The 15,549-nt window shown below is 67.7% G+C and carries 15 protein-coding genes and 1 pseudogene; 7 read left to right on the top strand and 9 right to left on the bottom strand.

The window, feature by feature from the left end; all coding sequences use genetic code 11:
• Window positions 1–138 precede the first annotated feature (138 nt).
• The 7 genes and pseudogenes from KV110_RS29735 to KV110_RS29705 all read right to left on the bottom strand — a co-directional run bounded on the left by KV110_RS29735 (window position 139) and on the right by KV110_RS29705 (window position 6,739).
• A complete protein-coding gene (locus KV110_RS29735; protein WP_218470510.1) occupies window positions 139–735 on the bottom strand; it encodes a DUF4126 domain-containing protein in 597 nt (198 codons plus the stop codon).
• A gap of 34 nt (window positions 736–769) precedes the next feature.
• Window positions 770–1,566, bottom strand: a pseudogene (locus KV110_RS29730) (ABC transporter permease).
• A gap of 4 nt (window positions 1,567–1,570) precedes the next feature.
• Window positions 1,571–2,473, bottom strand: a complete 903-nt coding sequence (locus tag KV110_RS29725) for a 2-aminoethylphosphonate ABC transporter permease subunit (protein WP_218470509.1) — start codon at window positions 2,471–2,473, stop codon at window positions 1,571–1,573.
• 61 nt (window positions 2,474–2,534) lie between these two features.
• Window positions 2,535–3,728 carry an ABC transporter ATP-binding protein gene (locus tag KV110_RS29720; protein ID WP_218470508.1) on the bottom strand — a complete coding sequence of 398 codons (1,194 nt, stop codon included), beginning with the start codon at window positions 3,726–3,728 and terminating at the stop codon, window positions 2,535–2,537.
• 28 nt (window positions 3,729–3,756) lie between these two features.
• Window positions 3,757–4,830: a 2-aminoethylphosphonate ABC transporter substrate-binding protein gene (locus tag KV110_RS29715; RefSeq protein WP_218470507.1), complete on the bottom strand. Its 1,074-nt coding sequence runs from the start codon at window positions 4,828–4,830 to the stop codon at window positions 3,757–3,759.
• Between the two features lie 83 nt (window positions 4,831–4,913).
• Window positions 4,914–5,603, bottom strand: coding sequence for a phosphonatase-like hydrolase (locus KV110_RS29710; protein ID WP_218470506.1), 690 nt, complete (start codon window positions 5,601–5,603; stop codon window positions 4,914–4,916).
• An 8-nt stretch (window positions 5,604–5,611) separates the two neighbouring features.
• Entirely contained in the window at window positions 5,612–6,739 is a 1,128-nt protein-coding gene (locus KV110_RS29705; RefSeq protein ID WP_218470505.1) for a TIGR03364 family FAD-dependent oxidoreductase, read from the bottom strand.
• A gap of 96 nt (window positions 6,740–6,835) precedes the next feature.
• Between KV110_RS29705 and KV110_RS29700 the strand changes: the two genes are divergently transcribed.
• The gene (locus tag KV110_RS29700) at window positions 6,836–7,615 is read left to right on the top strand and encodes a GntR family transcriptional regulator (protein WP_218470504.1); all 780 of its coding nucleotides are present in this window, start codon (window positions 6,836–6,838) and stop codon (window positions 7,613–7,615) included.
• A gap of 95 nt (window positions 7,616–7,710) precedes the next feature.
• On the opposite strand, the gene KV110_RS29695 is transcribed toward KV110_RS29700, so the two are convergent.
• Window positions 7,711–8,721, bottom strand: a complete 1,011-nt coding sequence (locus KV110_RS29695; RefSeq protein WP_218470503.1) for an LLM class flavin-dependent oxidoreductase — start codon at window positions 8,719–8,721, stop codon at window positions 7,711–7,713.
• A 142-nt stretch (window positions 8,722–8,863) separates the two neighbouring features.
• Here KV110_RS29695 and map point away from each other — a divergent pair, with 142 nt between their 5' ends.
• From map to KV110_RS29670, 5 genes are all read left to right on the top strand, one after another.
• The gene (gene map / locus KV110_RS29690; protein WP_218470502.1) at window positions 8,864–9,727 is read left to right on the top strand and encodes a type I methionyl aminopeptidase; all 864 of its coding nucleotides are present in this window, start codon (window positions 8,864–8,866) and stop codon (window positions 9,725–9,727) included.
• 100 nt (window positions 9,728–9,827) lie between these two features.
• Window positions 9,828–11,372: a cobyric acid synthase gene (locus tag KV110_RS29685; protein ID WP_218470501.1), complete on the top strand. Its 1,545-nt coding sequence runs from the start codon at window positions 9,828–9,830 to the stop codon at window positions 11,370–11,372.
• A gap of 103 nt (window positions 11,373–11,475) precedes the next feature.
• On the top strand, window positions 11,476–11,760 hold the full coding sequence (locus KV110_RS29680) for an AbrB/MazE/SpoVT family DNA-binding domain-containing protein (protein WP_246634069.1): 285 nt from the start codon (window positions 11,476–11,478) through the stop codon (window positions 11,758–11,760).
• Window positions 11,757–12,149, top strand: coding sequence for a type II toxin-antitoxin system VapC family toxin (locus KV110_RS29675; protein ID WP_218470500.1), 393 nt, complete (start codon window positions 11,757–11,759; stop codon window positions 12,147–12,149). The genes KV110_RS29680 and KV110_RS29675 overlap by 4 nt, the downstream gene beginning before the upstream one ends.
• Window positions 12,150–12,196: 47 nt before the next feature.
• The gene (locus KV110_RS29670) at window positions 12,197–12,760 is read left to right on the top strand and encodes an alpha/beta hydrolase (protein WP_218470499.1); all 564 of its coding nucleotides are present in this window, start codon (window positions 12,197–12,199) and stop codon (window positions 12,758–12,760) included.
• On the opposite strand, the gene KV110_RS29665 is transcribed toward KV110_RS29670, so the two are convergent.
• Entirely contained in the window at window positions 12,740–13,810 is a 1,071-nt protein-coding gene (locus KV110_RS29665) for an alpha/beta hydrolase (protein ID WP_218470498.1), read from the bottom strand. The two genes, KV110_RS29670 and KV110_RS29665, sit on opposite strands and share 21 nt — an antisense overlap.
• A gap of 212 nt (window positions 13,811–14,022) precedes the next feature.
• Between KV110_RS29665 and mqo the strand changes: the two genes are divergently transcribed.
• Window positions 14,023–15,537, top strand: a complete 1,515-nt coding sequence (gene mqo, locus KV110_RS29660; RefSeq protein WP_218470497.1) for a malate dehydrogenase (quinone) — start codon at window positions 14,023–14,025, stop codon at window positions 15,535–15,537.
• The last annotated feature ends 12 nt before the right edge of the window (window positions 15,538–15,549 follow it).

The following is a 15,549-nucleotide window of genomic DNA, read 5'->3' as shown; positions in this document are numbered from 1 at the left end:
AACTTCGTCGCCGCTGATGCCATTGTTCGACGGCCAGCCTTTCCTCAGATACCGAGGGAACCCCCGTGGTCGTTGTGAGGATATGTCGCGCGCACCGGATTTCGGAGGCCGAGACACCACGGCGGCGGCATTACTCGGTCAGGTGGGCGCAGCGCCGCCCGTCTCCCGGCGTTGTCGGCGGCGGCGGAGGTAACGACGGATACGGGTGGCGAGGAACGCCACCAGGAACAGCCCGATCACGAGGAGGGTGCCCGCGACGATGGCCGCGGGCAGCGGATGGAAGATGGCGAGGGTGATGATCCCCGCGACGGCGGTGTCCTCGGCGGTGCTCGCCACAATATTGCTCGCAGGCTCCGGGGAAGTGTTGATGGCCATCCGGGTTCCGGCCTTGACCAGATGGCTCGCGAGCGCGGTGGCCCCGCCGACCGCGCCCGCTGCCAGCTCGGAGAGCGAACCGTCTTGTCCCGCAAGCAGTGCCGCGACGACGGCACCCGCGGCGGGCCGCACCACGGTGTGCAGCGCGTCCCAGAACGAGTCGAAGTACGGAATCTTGTCGGCGACCGCCTCGATCGCGAAGAGCACGGCGGCCGCGATCAGCACATCGGTGCGTTGCAGCGCCTCCGGCACCGAGTCGGACAGGCCGGTGCGACCGAAGATGCCGAGCAGCAGCACCACGGCGTAGGCGTTGACCCCGCTCGCCCAGCCCGCGGTGAAGATCAGGGGGAGTGCTGACACCTCGCCATCTTATGGCGCTGATCCGACGTTCGGGTCAGCGCAGCGCGGCGCGGCCGCGCAGGCGGCCGAGCAGGATCAGCGACACCAAGGTGACCAGGACCAGCAGGGTGGTACCGGCCGCGGCGTCGAAGACCTCGCCACGATCGGTTTGGGCGAAGATGCCGACCGGCAGGGTCTTCCAGGTGGCCGGGTAGACCATGATGGTGGCGCCCAGTTCGCCCATCGAGAGGGCGACGGCGAGTCCGGCCGCCGCGCCGAGTGCTGGGAGCAGCAGCGGCAGCGTGACCTGGCAGAGCACGCGGGCCGGGCCCGCGCCGAGCGATTCGGCGGCTTGCCGGTAGCCGGGGTCGAGCCGGTCGAGGGCGGCGGCGACCGCGCTGAACGCGTAGGCCAGTACGAGCACCGAATGGGCAACGATGACAATCCATTTGGTGCCGCCGAGCAATACCGGACGCTCATTGAACGCGATCAGCACACCGAGGCCGATGGCGACCGATGGGACGGCGACCGGCAGGTGGAACACCGCATCGGTGCAGCGCCGCCACCAGCCGGGCGCCTCGCGGGACGCCAGGGCCGCCCAAGTGCCAAGCACCAGTGAAAGCGCGCCGGCCAGCAGCGCGGTTTGCAGGCTTACCGAGAGACTGGCCGCCTGCTCGCCGGACAGGGCCCGCTCGAAGTTGCCGAAGCCGAGGTCCGACGGCAGTGGACCGGTCCACTGCCCGGCGAGCGCGGCCGCGACAACGGTGGCGATCGGCGCGGCGAACACCACGAGCACGACGAGCGCGAACACGGCGAGCACAGGGCCCTGCCCCGCTTGGTCCACACCAGCATCGGGTCAGCCTTCCTTTCGGGACGCACCGGTAAACCGCGCGAAGACGAGCCAGTACCCGACGTACAACGTGAGCGACAGCAGCACCTGCACCGAGGCGAGCACCGCCGCGCCGGGCAGATCGAAGGTGACGATGCCGCGGGTGTAGATCAGCGCGGGCAGGGTGATCACGCCCTTCGCGCCGGTGAACAGGACGATGCCGAACTCGTTGAGCGTCAACAGCAAGACCAGGCTGCCGCCCGCCGCCAGCGCGGGCCAGGCCTCGGGCAGCACCACCTGGCGCAGCACGCGCCACGGCGAGGCGCCGAGACTCGCTGCCACGTCGAGTTGTTCGCGCGGTAGTTGCGCGAATGCCGCGAGCAGCGGGCGCACGACGAACGGCGTGAAAAAGGTGATCTCGGCCAGGATTACGCCGAGCGGGGTGGTCAGGAAGTTCAGTGTCGGCTCGTTGCTGCCGGTGATCCGGGCGATCAACGCGTTCACCGCGCCCGCCGTTCCGTAGAGGAAGGTGAACGCCAGCGTGATGAGGAACGACGGCAGTGTCAGCACGGTATCGATGAGCCTGCCCACCACCTGCGACCCGGGAAACGGCACGAATGCCAGCACGATCGCCAGGAACGTGCCGAGCACCAGGCAGCCCGCGGTCGAGCTCGCCGCGATGGACACGGTGCGCCACAACGCATTCCGGAAGGACTCGGAGCCGAGCACCTGCGACCAGACCGAGGTGCCTCGGCCGGTGGGTGTCACGGTGGACTCCGCCAGGACCCGCACGATCGGGTAGACGGCGATGAACAGGACCACCAATAGTGGCGGCAAGCTCCACCACACCGGCTTCCAGTTGCGTTGCTGTGCAGGTGGATTCGATGGCGCGGGCTCGGCAACAGGCTCGAGCAGCGTGGGCGCGCTCACGGTCGGTCGCCCTCTCGGCTTCTCGGCGAACGCCCGGCCCGATACGCCATCACTCGGTGCCTCACGGCTGCACCTCCGTGCTGGTGGTGCCTGCGCCGACCGCGCGGGGGATCAGTATCCCGGCGGGGTCGGGGAAGCGGACGCCGACCACCGAGCCGATGGACGTGTCGACATGGCCGGGGACATCGGCGGTGACCGCGTCGGCCAACCCATCGATCGCTACGTGCAGGCGGGTCGAGGCACCGCGCCAGACGGCGGAGACCACCGTGCCGCGCAGGGCATCGCGTTCGGAAGTGACGCCGATGCGCACGGTGTGTGGGCGGACGCATAGCAGGGCAGGGGAGTCCAGGACCCAGTTCTCTTGGCCCACACCGGGGACGGGAGCCTCCGCGCGCAAGGTCTGGGCGCCGACGGTCACGAGAGCCGATCCGCCCGATACTCGGTTCACTGTGCAGGACAGTAGATTCGCGCCGCCGAGGAACGCGGCGGTGAAGTCGGTGGGTGGCCGCCGCCAGAGGTTTTCGGCTGTATCGATGTCGACCAAGCGGGAGTCGCGCATGACCGCGATGCGATCGGCCAAGGCCAAAGCCTCGGACTGGTCGTGGGTCACGTACAGCATGGCCGTGTCCGGCAGGGCCTTTCGCAGCTGCTGGAGTTCGCCCAGCATGGACTGGCGCAGTTGGGCGTCCAGCGCGGCGAGCGGCTCGTCCAGCAGCAGCACTGTGGGGCGGATGGCCAGTGCCCTGGCGATCGCCACCCGCTGCTGCTGGCCGCCGGACAGTTCCCTTGGTAGTCGTTCGGCGTAAGCGCCCATGCCGACCATGTCCAGCGCCTCGGTTACCCTGGCACCGATCTCGGTGCGTGGCACCCGATGTGCCTTCAACCCGAAGGCGACGTTGCCGTGCACGCTCATGTGCGGAAACAGCGCGTAGGACTGCACGACAACGCCGATACCGCGTTTGGCGGGCGACAGGTCGGTGACATCGCGCCCGGCCAGCCGGACCGCGCCCGAGGTCGGCCGGACGAAACCGGCCAGCGCTTTGAGCGCGGTCGACTTGCCGGAACCGCTCGGCCCGAGCAGGGCGACGGTCTCGCCCGCGGCGACGCGCAGCGTGAAATCGGCCAGCGCGACAGTGGTTTTACGGCCGCTGCGGTAGCTGACGCCGACCCGATCGAACACGATCGCCGGTGCACCGGCGGTAGCTCGCGGCGGGGCGGTAGTGGATGACTTCGTGCGCGCGTCACCGGTGGACATGGTCGACTCCCTTGTGGTGTACGGGGTTTCAGCTACCGGTGGCCTTTTGGTATGCGGCCAGATCGGTGTCCAGCTCGGCGAGCACCGTGTGCCAATCGACCGGCAGCAGCTCGACACCCTTCAGCACCGAACTCGGCGACGGACCCGATCCGGTCACCGGGGCATCACGCAGTTCCGCGCGGGCAGGCACCGCGAAAGCGTCCGGGCCCAGGGTCTTCTGCGCCTCGGCGGAGAGCAGGAACTCCATCAGTTTCTTCGCACCTGCCTGGTGCGGGGCGCCCTTGGCCAGACCCATCACGTAGGGGACCGCGACGGTCGACTTCTTGTCGTCGGCGGCGGCCGGGAAGAAGACGCTGAACTTCGAACCCTTCTCCTTGATGGTGGTCAGGTTCATCTGCACGTCACCGTTGGCGATATGCAGCTCACCCTTGTCGACCTTGGCCTGCAACTTGCCGGTGGACGAGGACGGCCCGACATTGTTGGCCTGCAACTTGTTCAGGTAATCGAGCGCACCCTGCTTGCCGAGCAGCTTTTGCAACAGGATCAGCACGGCGGTGCCGTCGCCCGCCTGACCCGGTGTCGAATACTGGAGCTTGCCTTTGAATTCCGGCTTCAGCAGGTCGTCCCAGGTGATCGCGGCGGCATCGACCGCTGGGTTGGCGATGAAGCACAGGTAGTTGTTGGCCAGGGTGACGTACTTGCCGTCGGCGTCCTTGTCGGCGGCGGGGACCGCGCTGGTATCCACGCCGCTGTCCTGAAGCAGCCCAGCGGCTTTCGCCTTCTGGATGAACGGCGGCAGCGTGACCAGCACGTCGGCCTGTGGGTTGGCCTGCTCCTTGTCGACCCGGTTGACCACCTCGCCGGAGCCCGCCTCCACCAGGTTGACCGCAATGCCGGTCTGCTTCTGGAAGGCCGCGAATTGGGTTCGGTACCAGCTGCCGACACCGTCGGCGGAGTAGACCGTCACGGTCTTCCCGCCCGCGGTGTCGGCGCCGGTGCCGCCGCAGGCCGCGGTGCATGCGACGGCGGTGACGGCGGCGACGAGCAGCGCGGTCCGGGAGAGGGCGCGGGCCAGGCGGGACGGCGTGTTCGAAGTACGCACGATGACTACAACTTTCGGTTCGTGAGGAGTGTCGGGGTCGGAGCGGCGGATGGATCGGCACCAACGGGTGCCGGGTCGACGGGTCAGGTGTGGTCGGCCAGCACCAGCTCGGCGAACTCGACGACCGACGGCACGACATGGGTCGCGCCTGCCGTACGCAGCTGGGCCTCGTCGTGCGCACCGGTGAGCGCGCCCGCGACGATCCGGGCGCCCGCGGCCAGGCCGGTGGCGATATCGCTGGTCGTATCGCCGAGCACCGCAACGCGATCCACGGCGTCGGCGCGCAGGCGCAGCAGCGCGGTGAGGACCATGTCGGGATAGGGGCGTCCGCGCCCGGCGTCCGCGGGCGCCAGGGTCAGATCGGCGATGTCCCGCCAGCCGAGCGCAGACAACAGACGGTCCTGGGTGGTCCGGCTGAACCCGGTGGTGAGTGCGACCTTGACGCCCGCGCCGCGCAGCTTTGTGATCGCCTCGGCCGCACCGGCAATCGGGGCGATGTCGACCTCGTCGATCAACGTTTCGTAGGCGGACTCGAAGGCCCGGTTGGCCTCCTGGGCGCGGTCCTCGTCGCTCAGCAGCGCACGGAACACGGTGATCTTCGACTGACCCATCGTGTCCAGCACGTACTTTCGGGCGTTGTCGCGCTGCGGTCCTTCGGTGTCGATGCCCGCCGCGGTTGCGGCGACGTCGAAGGCACGCAGGACGAGTCCGCCATCGGCGACGGTGGTGCCCGCCATATCCAGGACGACCAGTTGAATGGTGTTGTTCGACAAAGCAATCCTCAGAGATCGAGTAGGTCGGCGGTTTCCTCGCCGAGAGCGGGGCCGAGGGTCATGCCGCGGCCGCCGGGGCCGGTGATCACCCAGGTGTGCTCGCCTGCCTTGGCGCGGGTGACGATCGCGGTCGGGTCGGTGCTCTGGCTGTACACGCCTGCCCACCGCCGAACCACCTGCGGCAGTTTGCGGCCGAGCAGTTCCTCGGTGACCGCGGTGAGGTGCTCGTACGGCGCCTCGTCCACGTCGAACGCGAACGGCTCGTCGTATTCGTGGGTGTCACCGATGGTGAGACCGCCGTGTAAGCGCTGCACACAGAGCAGCTGCATCTTGTGTTCGGCCGCGGTGGCCGATTGGGACTGCTCCCGATTCAGGGTGTCCACTTCGGCGCCCGCGAAGCCGGGGTAGTAGCGGAAGCTGTCGCCGTCGGCGATGGCGGTGGTGAGCGGTTCACCGAGCGGCGCGGTCTGCATCATCTGCAGCCGCACCCGGCGCACCGGCAGGGTGCCGACCAACTCGCGAGTGAGGCCGCCGTGGGCGGCACCTGGACAGGCCAGCACCAGATCGGCGTCGAAGCGGCGGCCCTGATCGTCGAGCACGGTGGCGCCTGCCGCGGTGTCGGTGACCGACCTGGCCTCGGTGCCGGCGTGGAAGGTGTAGCGGCCGGTGGCCGCCAGGTAGGCGCGCAGCGCGGGCAGCGCCTGCCGCGACTCGACCGCGGCGTCGGTCGAACAATGCAGTCCGGCAAAGAATTTCCCGCGCAGCGCCGGGTTTATCGCGCGCACCTGTTCGGGGTCGAGCAACTCGAAGCCGCGTGCCTCGGCTGACGGCCCGGCCGCGGCGGCCTCGGCGACGGCCAACTCGACCGGGGTGCGTACCAGCGTGATCGATCCGGCCGGGCGGAACCCGACCGCGGGGACCTTGCCGCCGATCTCCTCCCACAGCTGCCGCGAGCGCAGGGTCAGTTCCAGTTCGGCGGCGGAGCGCCCGGAGACCCACACCAGGCCGAAGTTGCGAACCGTCGCGCCGCGGGCCTCGGTCTCCCGCTCCACCTGCACGACCTCGTGACCGCGGCGGACGGCGGCCAGGGCGTGGGCGGTGCCGAGGATTCCACCTCCGATGATGACCAATCGCATGAACCCATGGTGCACATTGGTCTAGACCAAGGAGTGTTGCCTACGCGAACGCCAGGTTAATAATTGGTATAGACCAATTGCGGGTACGCTGTGGACATGGACGCAACGGAGGTGGCGGGGGTCGGTGCCGACCCGGTGGCCGACGACATACGCGGTGGGCGAACCGAATTCACGCTGCCCGATCGGTTGCCGAAGTCGTACCGGGTGCGCACCGAGCTGGAGACGATCCTCGATGATCTCGACGAGGGCGATCCGGTTCCCTCGGAACGCGATCTGGCGGTCCGGTTCGAGGTGGCGCGCGAGACGGTGCGTCAGGCGTTGCGGGATCTGTTGGTGGAGGGCCGGATTCGCAGACAGGGTCGTGGCACCGTGGTCTCTCGCCCGAAAATGGTGCAGCCGCTGTCGCTGCGCTCCTACACCGAAGGGGCGATCAGCTACGGCCGTGTTCCCGGGCGGCTGCTGGTCAGCTGGGACGACGTGCCCGCCGACGCCGACACCGCTCGCGATCTCGATGTGCCCGTGGGCACTTCGGTCATGCACCTGGAGCGGGTGCTGCTCGCCGACGGTGAACGAATCGGACTGGAGAGCACCTACCTTCCGCTGCACCGCTTCGCCAACCTGCGCACCACCTACGATCCCAGCACCTCGCTGTATGCCGCGATCCGCGCCTCGGGCGTCCTCTTCGCCCGCGCCACCGAACGCATCGAAACGGTGCTCGCCTCCCCGCGCGAGGCCGCCCTCCTCGAATGCACCACGGCCCTGCCGCTGCTCCTACTGCACCGCCGCAGCACCGACGCCGAAGGCAATCCGATCGAACGCGTCCGCGGCCTCTACCGCGGCGACCGCATAGCCTTCGAAGCCCACCTCACCGCGTAGTCCGCCCGCCGCGCAGCGTCCCGGCCGCCGCGCGGGGAATCGTCGGCGATTTCGTGCGCGGGATGCGAAAGTGTGCGCGGCGCAACGGTGTCGGGTCAACGGACCTGCGGGGCCACCTTCTCGCCGAGCAATTCGATGTTGTGCAGCACCTTTTCGTGGGGGAGGGTGCCGACACTGGTGTGCAGCATGAACCGGTCCAAGCCGAGGGTGTCGCGAATGTCGGCGACCTTCTCGGCAACGTAGTCCGGCGTGCCGACGAACAGCGAACCCTCCGGGGAGCGCAGCGCGTCGAAATGAGCGTGGGTCATCGGGCCCCAACCGCGTTCCCGGCCAAGGGTGCTCATCGCCAGCGCGTACGGCTCGTAGAAGTCGGCGACGGCTTGCTCGTCGGTGTCGGCGAGGTAGCCGTGCGCGTGCACTGCCACCGGCTGCTTCTCGTGTCCACCTTCGGCGAGCGCGCGGTGGTACAGATCGACCAGCGGCTTGAATCGGGCGGGCTGACCGCCGATGATCGCGATCGCCAGCGGCAGGCCGAGCAGCCCGGCACGGACCACCGACTCGGGACTGCCGCCCACCGCGATCCACACCGGCAGCGGCCGGTTGTCGGTGCGCGGATAGACAATGGCTTCGCGCAGCGGCGCGCGGAACTTTCCGGACCAGGTGACCGGGCCGTCTTCGCGGATGTGCAGCAGCAGCGCCAGCTTCTCCTCGAACAACTCGTTGTAGTCGGACAGGTCGTAGCCGAACAGCGGAAAGCTTTCCGTGAATGACCCGCGCCCGGCCATCAACTCCGCGCGACCGTTGGACAGACCGTCCAGGGTCGCGAAATCCTGGTACACGCGTACCGGATCATCGGAGCTGAGCACGCTGACGGCGCTGGTCAGCTGGATCTTCTCGGTCCGCGCCGCGATGGCGGCAAGCACGACCGCGGGCGCGGAGGCCGCGAAGTCCTTGCGGTGATGTTCCCCGACGCCATAGACGTCGAGCCCGGCCCGCTCGGTGGTGACGGCCTCCTCGACCACCTCGCGTAGCCGTTCGCCCGCGTTCGGTGCGGGCCGGTCGCCGACCGGGTACAGCTCGGCGAACGTCGTGAGTCCCAGTTCCACGGTCGAGCCTCTTTTCTCAGTAGTGTCGATGTCAACCACTGTGGTAAACGGACCGTGGTCCGCAACTATTCCGCCTGGCTTCGGCAACGCGTACGGTCCGCGCCTGCAGCACCCGTGCGGGGGTCCGATTACGCTGTTCGCTATGTCTGTCCGCACTCGCAAGCCGCTGACCCCCGGCACCCTGTCACCGACCCGCGAGGTCCCGCGCACGATCGAGCGCCCGGAATACGCGTGGAAAAAGACCGTCAACGAGGGCAGCGAGCCCTGGGTGCAGACCACCGAGACGATCGAGAAGATGCGGATCGCGAGCAAGATCGCGGCACAGGCGCTGGCCGAGGCGGGCAAGGCCGTCGCGCCCGGCGTCACCACCGACGAGCTGGACCGGATCGCCCACGAGTACATGTGTGACCACGGCGCCTACCCGTCGACCTTGGGCTACAAGGGTTTTCCGAAGTCCTGCTGCACCTCGCTGAACGAGGTGATCTGCCACGGCATTCCGGACTCGACGGTGATCGAGGACGGCGACATCGTCAATATCGACGTCACCGCCTACATCCACGGCGTGCACGGCGACACCAACAAGACCTACCTGGCCGGTGATGTGGACGAGGAGGTCCGGCTGCTCGTCGAACGGACCGAAGAGGCCACCCTGCGGGCGATCAAGGCGGTCCGGCCCGGCCGGGCGCTGAACGTCATCGGCCGGGTGATCGAGTCCTACGCCAACCGATTCGGTTACGGCGTGGTGCGCGATTTCACCGGCCACGGCGTGGGCCCGACCTTCCACAGCGGCCTGGTGATCCTGCACTACGACCAGCCCGCCATCGATTCGATCATCGAACCCGGCATGACCTTCACCATCGAGCCGATGATCAATCTGGGCGGCATCGACTACGAGATCTGGAACGACGGCTGGACCGTGGTCACCAAGGACCGCAAGTGGACGGCCCAGTTCGAGCACACCCTCGTGGTCACCGAAACCGGCGCGGAAATCCTCACTTTGCCGTGAGGTGCGGACCGCGCAGTTCGAGGCTCGCGCCGTTGGGTGGCCACCGAAACCGGCGCGGAAATCCGAACCTTGCCGTGACGCCTGCCCAGGGCCGACCGCGGTGAAAGGTGCGCTGCTCGTCGCGGGGACCACCTCGGACGCGGGCAAAAGTGTTGTGGTGGCGGGCCTTTGCCGCATGCTCGCCCGGCGCGGGGTGCGGGTTGCGCCGTTCAAGGCGCAGAACATGTCCAATAACTCCGTGGTCACCCTCGATGGCGGCGAGATCGGGCGGGCGCAAGCGTTGCAGGCGCAGGCATGCGGGCTGGAGCCGAGCGTGCGGTTCAACCCGGTGCTGCTGAAGCCGGGCAGTGATCGCCGCTCCCAGCTGGTGGTGCGCGGCAAGGCGGTCGGCACGGTCGGCGCCCGGGACTACTTTCAGCACCGTCGCGAACTGCGCGAGGTGGTGACCGCCGAACTCGCTTCGCTGCGCGCCGAATTCGACGTGGTGATCTGTGAAGGCGCTGGATCGCCCGCCGAAATCAACCTGCGAGCAACCGATCTGGCCAATATGGGGTTGGCCCAGCCCGCGCGGCTTCCGGTGCTGCTCGTCGGTGATATCGACCGCGGCGGGGTGCTCGCCCACCTGTTCGGCACCGTCGCCATCCTGGAACCCGAAGACCAGCAACTGATTTCCGGGTTCGTGATCAACAAGTTCCGCGGCGACGTCGAGCTGCTGCGTCCCGGCCTGGACCGGCTGACCGAGCTGACCGGCCGCCCGACCCTCGGTGTGATTCCGTATACCGAGGAACTGTGGATCGACGCCGAGGATTCGCTGGGCACCGTCGCGGACGCACCCGTCGGTCGCCCCCGTCCGCCCGTCGGCACCGAGTGGCTGACCGTCGCGGCCATTCGGCTGCCGCGTATCTCGAACTCAACCGATATCGAGGCGCTGGCCTGCGAGCCCGGGGTTTCCGTGCGCTGGGCCAGCGAGCCGTCCCGGCTGGCCGGGGCCGATCTCGTGGTGCTGCCGGGCAGCAAGGCGACCGTCTCGGACCTGGAGTGGTTGCGGCGCACCGGAATTGCCGACGCCCTGCACGCACGCGCCCTGGCGGGTGGCCCGATCCTCGGCATCTGCGGCGGCTATCAGATGCTCGGCAAGCGAATTGTCGACCCGGTGGAGTCGGGTGCCGGTCCGGTCGACGGACTCGACCTGCTCGACCTGGAGATCGAATTCGCCGATCCGAAAGTGTTGCGCCGCAGTACCGGCCAAGACGGCGCCGGAATCTCGGTGCACGGTTACGAGATTCACCATGGCCGAGTGGTCGGCAACGGTGACCTGCCCTGGCTCGACATCGAGGGGGAGCCGGAAGGCAGTGTGCGCGGCGCGCTCTGGGGCACTCACCTGCACGGCCTGCTGGAATCGGACGAATTCCGCCGCGCCTGGCTGGCTACCGTTGCCGCGGCCGCAGGGCGTACGGGCTTCGTTGCCGCCGAGGGCATTTCCGTCGCCGCCGTACGCTCGGCGCAACTCGATCTGCTGGCCGATCTGATCGAAAACCACCTCGATCTCACGCAGCTGTCGAGCCTGCTCGCCGACGGCGCGCCAGCTGATCTACCGACCCTGGCCACCAGCACGGTCTCCGCCCCCGCAACCTTGCGTCCATGAACTGTTGACGTGACGAACGTCGCCCCTTACCTTGCAGTAAGGAATTCGGCTCCGGGTAAGGCGCGGGTCGATGGCGCGGAAGAAGCACGGGTCGGTGAGGGACATGGCAGACAAGAAGTCCAACAGCAGGTCGGGAAATGTGGTGTCCGCGACGGTGACCAGCAAGGGGCAGATCACCATCCCGATCGACGTCCGGGTCGCCATGGGCCTGCGGGCCGGGGTGCGGGTCGCCTTCGTGCCCACCGACAACGGTACCTACGAGCTGGTGCCCGAGACCCGAACCATCAAGTCGCTCAAGGGAATAGTCGGCTGGTCCGGCTCGCCGATCGGCCTCGCGCAGATGAACGAGGCGATCGCGGGCAATGTCGTGGAAGGCAAGCAGAAATGATCGGTCTCGACGCCAATGTGCTGATCCGCTACCTCACCCAGGACGACCCGGTGCAGTCCGCGCGGGCCAACCAGGTGATCGACGGGCTCAGCGAGAGCCGTCCCGGTTACGTGACGATGATCGTGCTCGCCGAGATCCACTGGGTGCTGCGCCGAGGCTACAAACAGGACCCGGAGGCGGTCACCGACGTGCTGCTCGGGCTGCTCGATTCGACCGAGATCGTGGTCGAACGTGCCGATACCGTGCGCCAGGCGCTGCGGCGGGCCGCCGACGGCGCGGATTTCGCGGACGCGCTCATCCAACAGCTGGGTCAGGAAGCAGGCTGCGACCTCACCGTCACCTTCGATCACACCGCCGGGGAACGCGCCGGGATGCGGCTACTGGCCTGACCCGAAGATAGGGCTTCGTTCAGGTGATCCGTGTAGCGTCATTCGGCATGAAATCTCGGCAGATCACGGTCGGTGACCGGGCATGGACCGTGCGGGTAGACGGACCGGAGTCCCGGCACAGCGTCCTGCTGCTGCCCGACCTCGGCGACCCGGTGGACGTCTACGACCAGGTGTGTGCCCGATTGCACAATTCGGACCTGCGCACGATCGCGATCGAGTCGATCGACGGCCTCGAACCTGCGGGAGTCACCGCGATCCTGGACGAGATCGGCGTGCCGTGGGCGAACGTAGCCGCCCGCGGGGCGGGCGCCGAACTGGCGTGGCGGGCCTGCGCGGCCGGATTCGGGCGCTTCATCAGCCTCGTAGTGGCCGATCGGGGCCATCCGGCGGTTGCGGGGCCGGGTGGCACCGCCGCCGACGCCACGGTCCGTCCAGTGGAGTTGCCGACCACGGTGCTGGTGACCAAGAACCTGCCGCGCTCGATCGCCGAAGCCTCGGGGCGCTTCGTCTACGGCGAGTTCCGGGTGGTCGACATCGATGTCAGCAATGTGGCGACCGAGGCCGACCACGAACTGGCCACCGAGATCGTGCTACGCACCAGCACCTGGTGAGCCGTTGCCGGACTTGGCCTGATACACCGCGAGCCAGTCCAGCCAGCTGTCGAGCTCGGCGAAGGCGTGGGCCAGCGGCTCGGCCGAAGACAGGAACACATCGTGCTTGGCCCCGTCGATCGGCACGATATTGGTGCGGTCGCCGAGGCAGCCTGACCAGCGCTGAATTTGCTTGACGTCCAACACCGCGTCGGCCACGTCGACGGCCGGCCCGTACTGGCGGGCGAACTTCGTCATCCGGGACCGCAGGATCAGCGACGGCACACCGATGTCGAGGCCGGCGTGCAACTGCGCATGGCCGTTGCGGATCGCGCGCAGCCAGCCGAACCGAACCGGGAAGCCGTGCAACGGTTTCCAGTCCAGGTTGTAATCCCACTCGCCGGCCACGGTGTGGTGCAGGCTGTCGCCGTAGGTGCTGATCTTGCCGACCGGCAGCTCGATCATCTTCCGAAAACGGCCGAGCGCCTTGATGACCGGTGTGCCGATGGTCCGGTAGTAGGACGGACCCTGCAGATCGAACCAGGGGCTGTTGAGCACCAGACCGCTGATCCCGGCCGCCGCCGTGCCGCGGGTCCGGTTGAGCCGATCCAGCCACAGCGGCAGGATCAGTCCGCCGGTGGAATGCGCGTTCAACACCACCGGCGCGCCGGTTTCCTCGCGCACGATCCGCAGTGCCTCGTTCAGCTCGTCGTCGTACAGTGCGAGATCGGTCACATAGTGCGGCGTCTGCCCCTGCCGCAGCGACCGACCGCACTTGCGCAGATCCAAGGCGTAGAAGTGATACCCGCGCTGAGCGAAATGCTCCGCGAGGTGCTCTTGGAAGAAGTAGTCGGTGAACCCGTGCACATAGAGCACCGCCCCCGCCGTCATTTCGTCTTCCCCACTCGGCACATATCGCACCAATGTGGCGACGGCCTCGCCCTCCCCATCCGGGTCCGGCCCGAACGACAGCGTCCGCTGTTGATACTTCTCACCCAGGACATCGGCTACCCACTGGCCATGTTCCTGCGTGCTGGTCTGCGGCGCGGCAAGCGAAGTTTCCTTTGTCACATACACAATCTATGTCACATTCCGCGGGTTCGGGGCAGGGGATCGGCGTGGTGAGGTGCACAATTGGGGCTAGGTGAACGGCGGGTAACCTAACTCCCGCCATGGTTTCAGAACCGAGGCCATACGCAAGCATTGTGCCCAAGCGGACCCACCAGCTCGGCGGGTCCGCGTAGAAGGACAAGGAAGTCGATTTCGCCGTGCCGAACGCTGCCATGACTGAAAAGACTGATGTAGTACTCATCGGTGCCGGCATCATGAGTGCCACCCTCGGCGCGCTGCTGCGGCAGCTGCAGCCGAACTGGTCGATCTCCCTGTTCGAGCGGCTCGATGCCGCGTCGGCGGAGAGCAGCGACCCGTGGAACAACGCGGGCACCGGGCACTCGGCGCTCTGCGAGCTGAACTACAGCCCGCAGAACCCCGACGGCTCGGTGGACATCACCAAGGCCATCGACATCAACGAGCGGTTCCAGGTGTCGCGCCAGTTCTGGTCCTACGCGGTGGAGAACGGCATCCTCGGCGACCCGTCCACCTTCATCAACCCGATCCCGCACGTGAGCTTCGTGCACGGCGCGGCCAACGTCGACTACCTGCGCAAGCGCTACGACGCACTGTCGCGGCATCCGTTGTTCGAGGGCATGGAGTACATCGACAGCCCCGACGAGTTCGCCAGGCGGCTCCCGTTGATGGCGCGCGGTCGCGACTTCGCCGATCCGGTCGCGCTCAACTGGACCGACGGCGGCACCGACATCGACTTCGGCTCGCTCACCCAGGAACTGCTCGCCTACCTCGGCGCCACCGGCGCCGACCTGGCCTTCGGTAACGAGGTGCGCGACCTGACCAAGCAGTCCGACGGGTCGTGGCGGGTAACGGTGCGCAACCTGCGTACCCGCGAAACCCGCACGCTCATCAGCAAATTCGTGTTCGTCGGCGCGGGTGGCGGGGCGCTGCCGCTGCTGCAGAAGTCCGGCATCAAGGAGATCGACGGATTCGGCGGCTTCCCGGTGAGCGGCCAGTTCTTCCGCTGCACCAACCCCGGCCTGATCCAGCAGCACAGGGCCAAGGTGTACGGCAAGGCCGCCGTTGGCGCGCCGCCGATGTCGGTGCCGCACTTGGACACTCGCGTCATCAAGGGCAGGCCCGGCCTGCTGTTCGGCCCGTACGCCGGCTGGACGCCGAAGTTCCTCAAGGACGGCAAGAACACCGACCTTTTCAAGTCGGTGAAGCCGAACAACCTGTTCTCGCTGCTCGGCGTCGGCGTGACCGAGCTCGGCCTGACCAAGTACCTGATCAGCGAACTGCTCAAGTCCCAGGCGGGCAAGGTGGACACGCTGTCGGAGTTCATCCCGCGCGCCGACGGCCGGGATTGGGAGCTGATCACCGCGGGCCAGCGCGTGCAGGTGATCCGGCGCAAGGGTGTCGGCGGCGTGCTCGAGTTCGGCACCGCCGTTGTCGCCGCCGAAGACGGGTCCATCGCCGGTCTGCTCGGCGCCTCCCCTGGCGCGTCGACGGGCGTCACCGCGATGCTGGACGTCATGCAGCGCTGCTTCCCGAACGAGTACGCCGCGTGGACGCCGAAGCTGAAGGAGATGATTCCCTCACTGGGCACCAAGCTGTCGGAAAACCAGCCGTTGTTCCGCGAAGTATGGGACTGGACCTCCAAAACCCTGAATCTCACGAGTGGCACAGATAACACGCCGAGGCATGCGGGGGTCGCGGCAAACGGCTAGGTGTGATAGCAA

Origin of the sequence: Nocardia iowensis (genome assembly GCF_019222765.1) — a bacterium.
Taxonomy (GTDB): Bacteria; Actinomycetota; Actinomycetes; order Mycobacteriales; family Mycobacteriaceae; genus Nocardia; species Nocardia iowensis.
The sequence above is the reverse complement of the archived record's forward strand: the minus strand, read 5'-3'. Positions and strand labels throughout refer to the sequence as shown.

What these genes read in the sequence shown, in the direction of transcription:
- KV110_RS29720 (WP_218470508.1), bottom strand. Translation starts at nt 3,728, where the DNA reads ATGTCCACCGGTGACGCGCGCACGAAGTCATCCACTACCGCCCCGCCG.
- KV110_RS29705 (WP_218470505.1), bottom strand. Translation starts at nt 6,739, where the DNA reads ATGCGATTGGTCATCATCGGAGGTGGAATCCTCGGCACCGCCCACGCC.
- KV110_RS29700 (WP_218470504.1), top strand. Translation starts at nt 6,836, where the DNA reads ATGGACGCAACGGAGGTGGCGGGGGTCGGTGCCGACCCGGTGGCCGAC.
- map (WP_218470502.1), top strand. Translation starts at nt 8,864, where the DNA reads ATGTCTGTCCGCACTCGCAAGCCGCTGACCCCCGGCACCCTGTCACCG.
- KV110_RS29680 (WP_246634069.1), top strand. Translation starts at nt 11,476, where the DNA reads ATGGCAGACAAGAAGTCCAACAGCAGGTCGGGAAATGTGGTGTCCGCG.
- KV110_RS29675 (WP_218470500.1), top strand. Translation starts at nt 11,757, where the DNA reads ATGATCGGTCTCGACGCCAATGTGCTGATCCGCTACCTCACCCAGGAC.
- KV110_RS29670 (WP_218470499.1), top strand. Translation starts at nt 12,197, where the DNA reads ATGAAATCTCGGCAGATCACGGTCGGTGACCGGGCATGGACCGTGCGG.
- mqo (WP_218470497.1), top strand. Translation starts at nt 14,023, where the DNA reads ATGACTGAAAAGACTGATGTAGTACTCATCGGTGCCGGCATCATGAGT.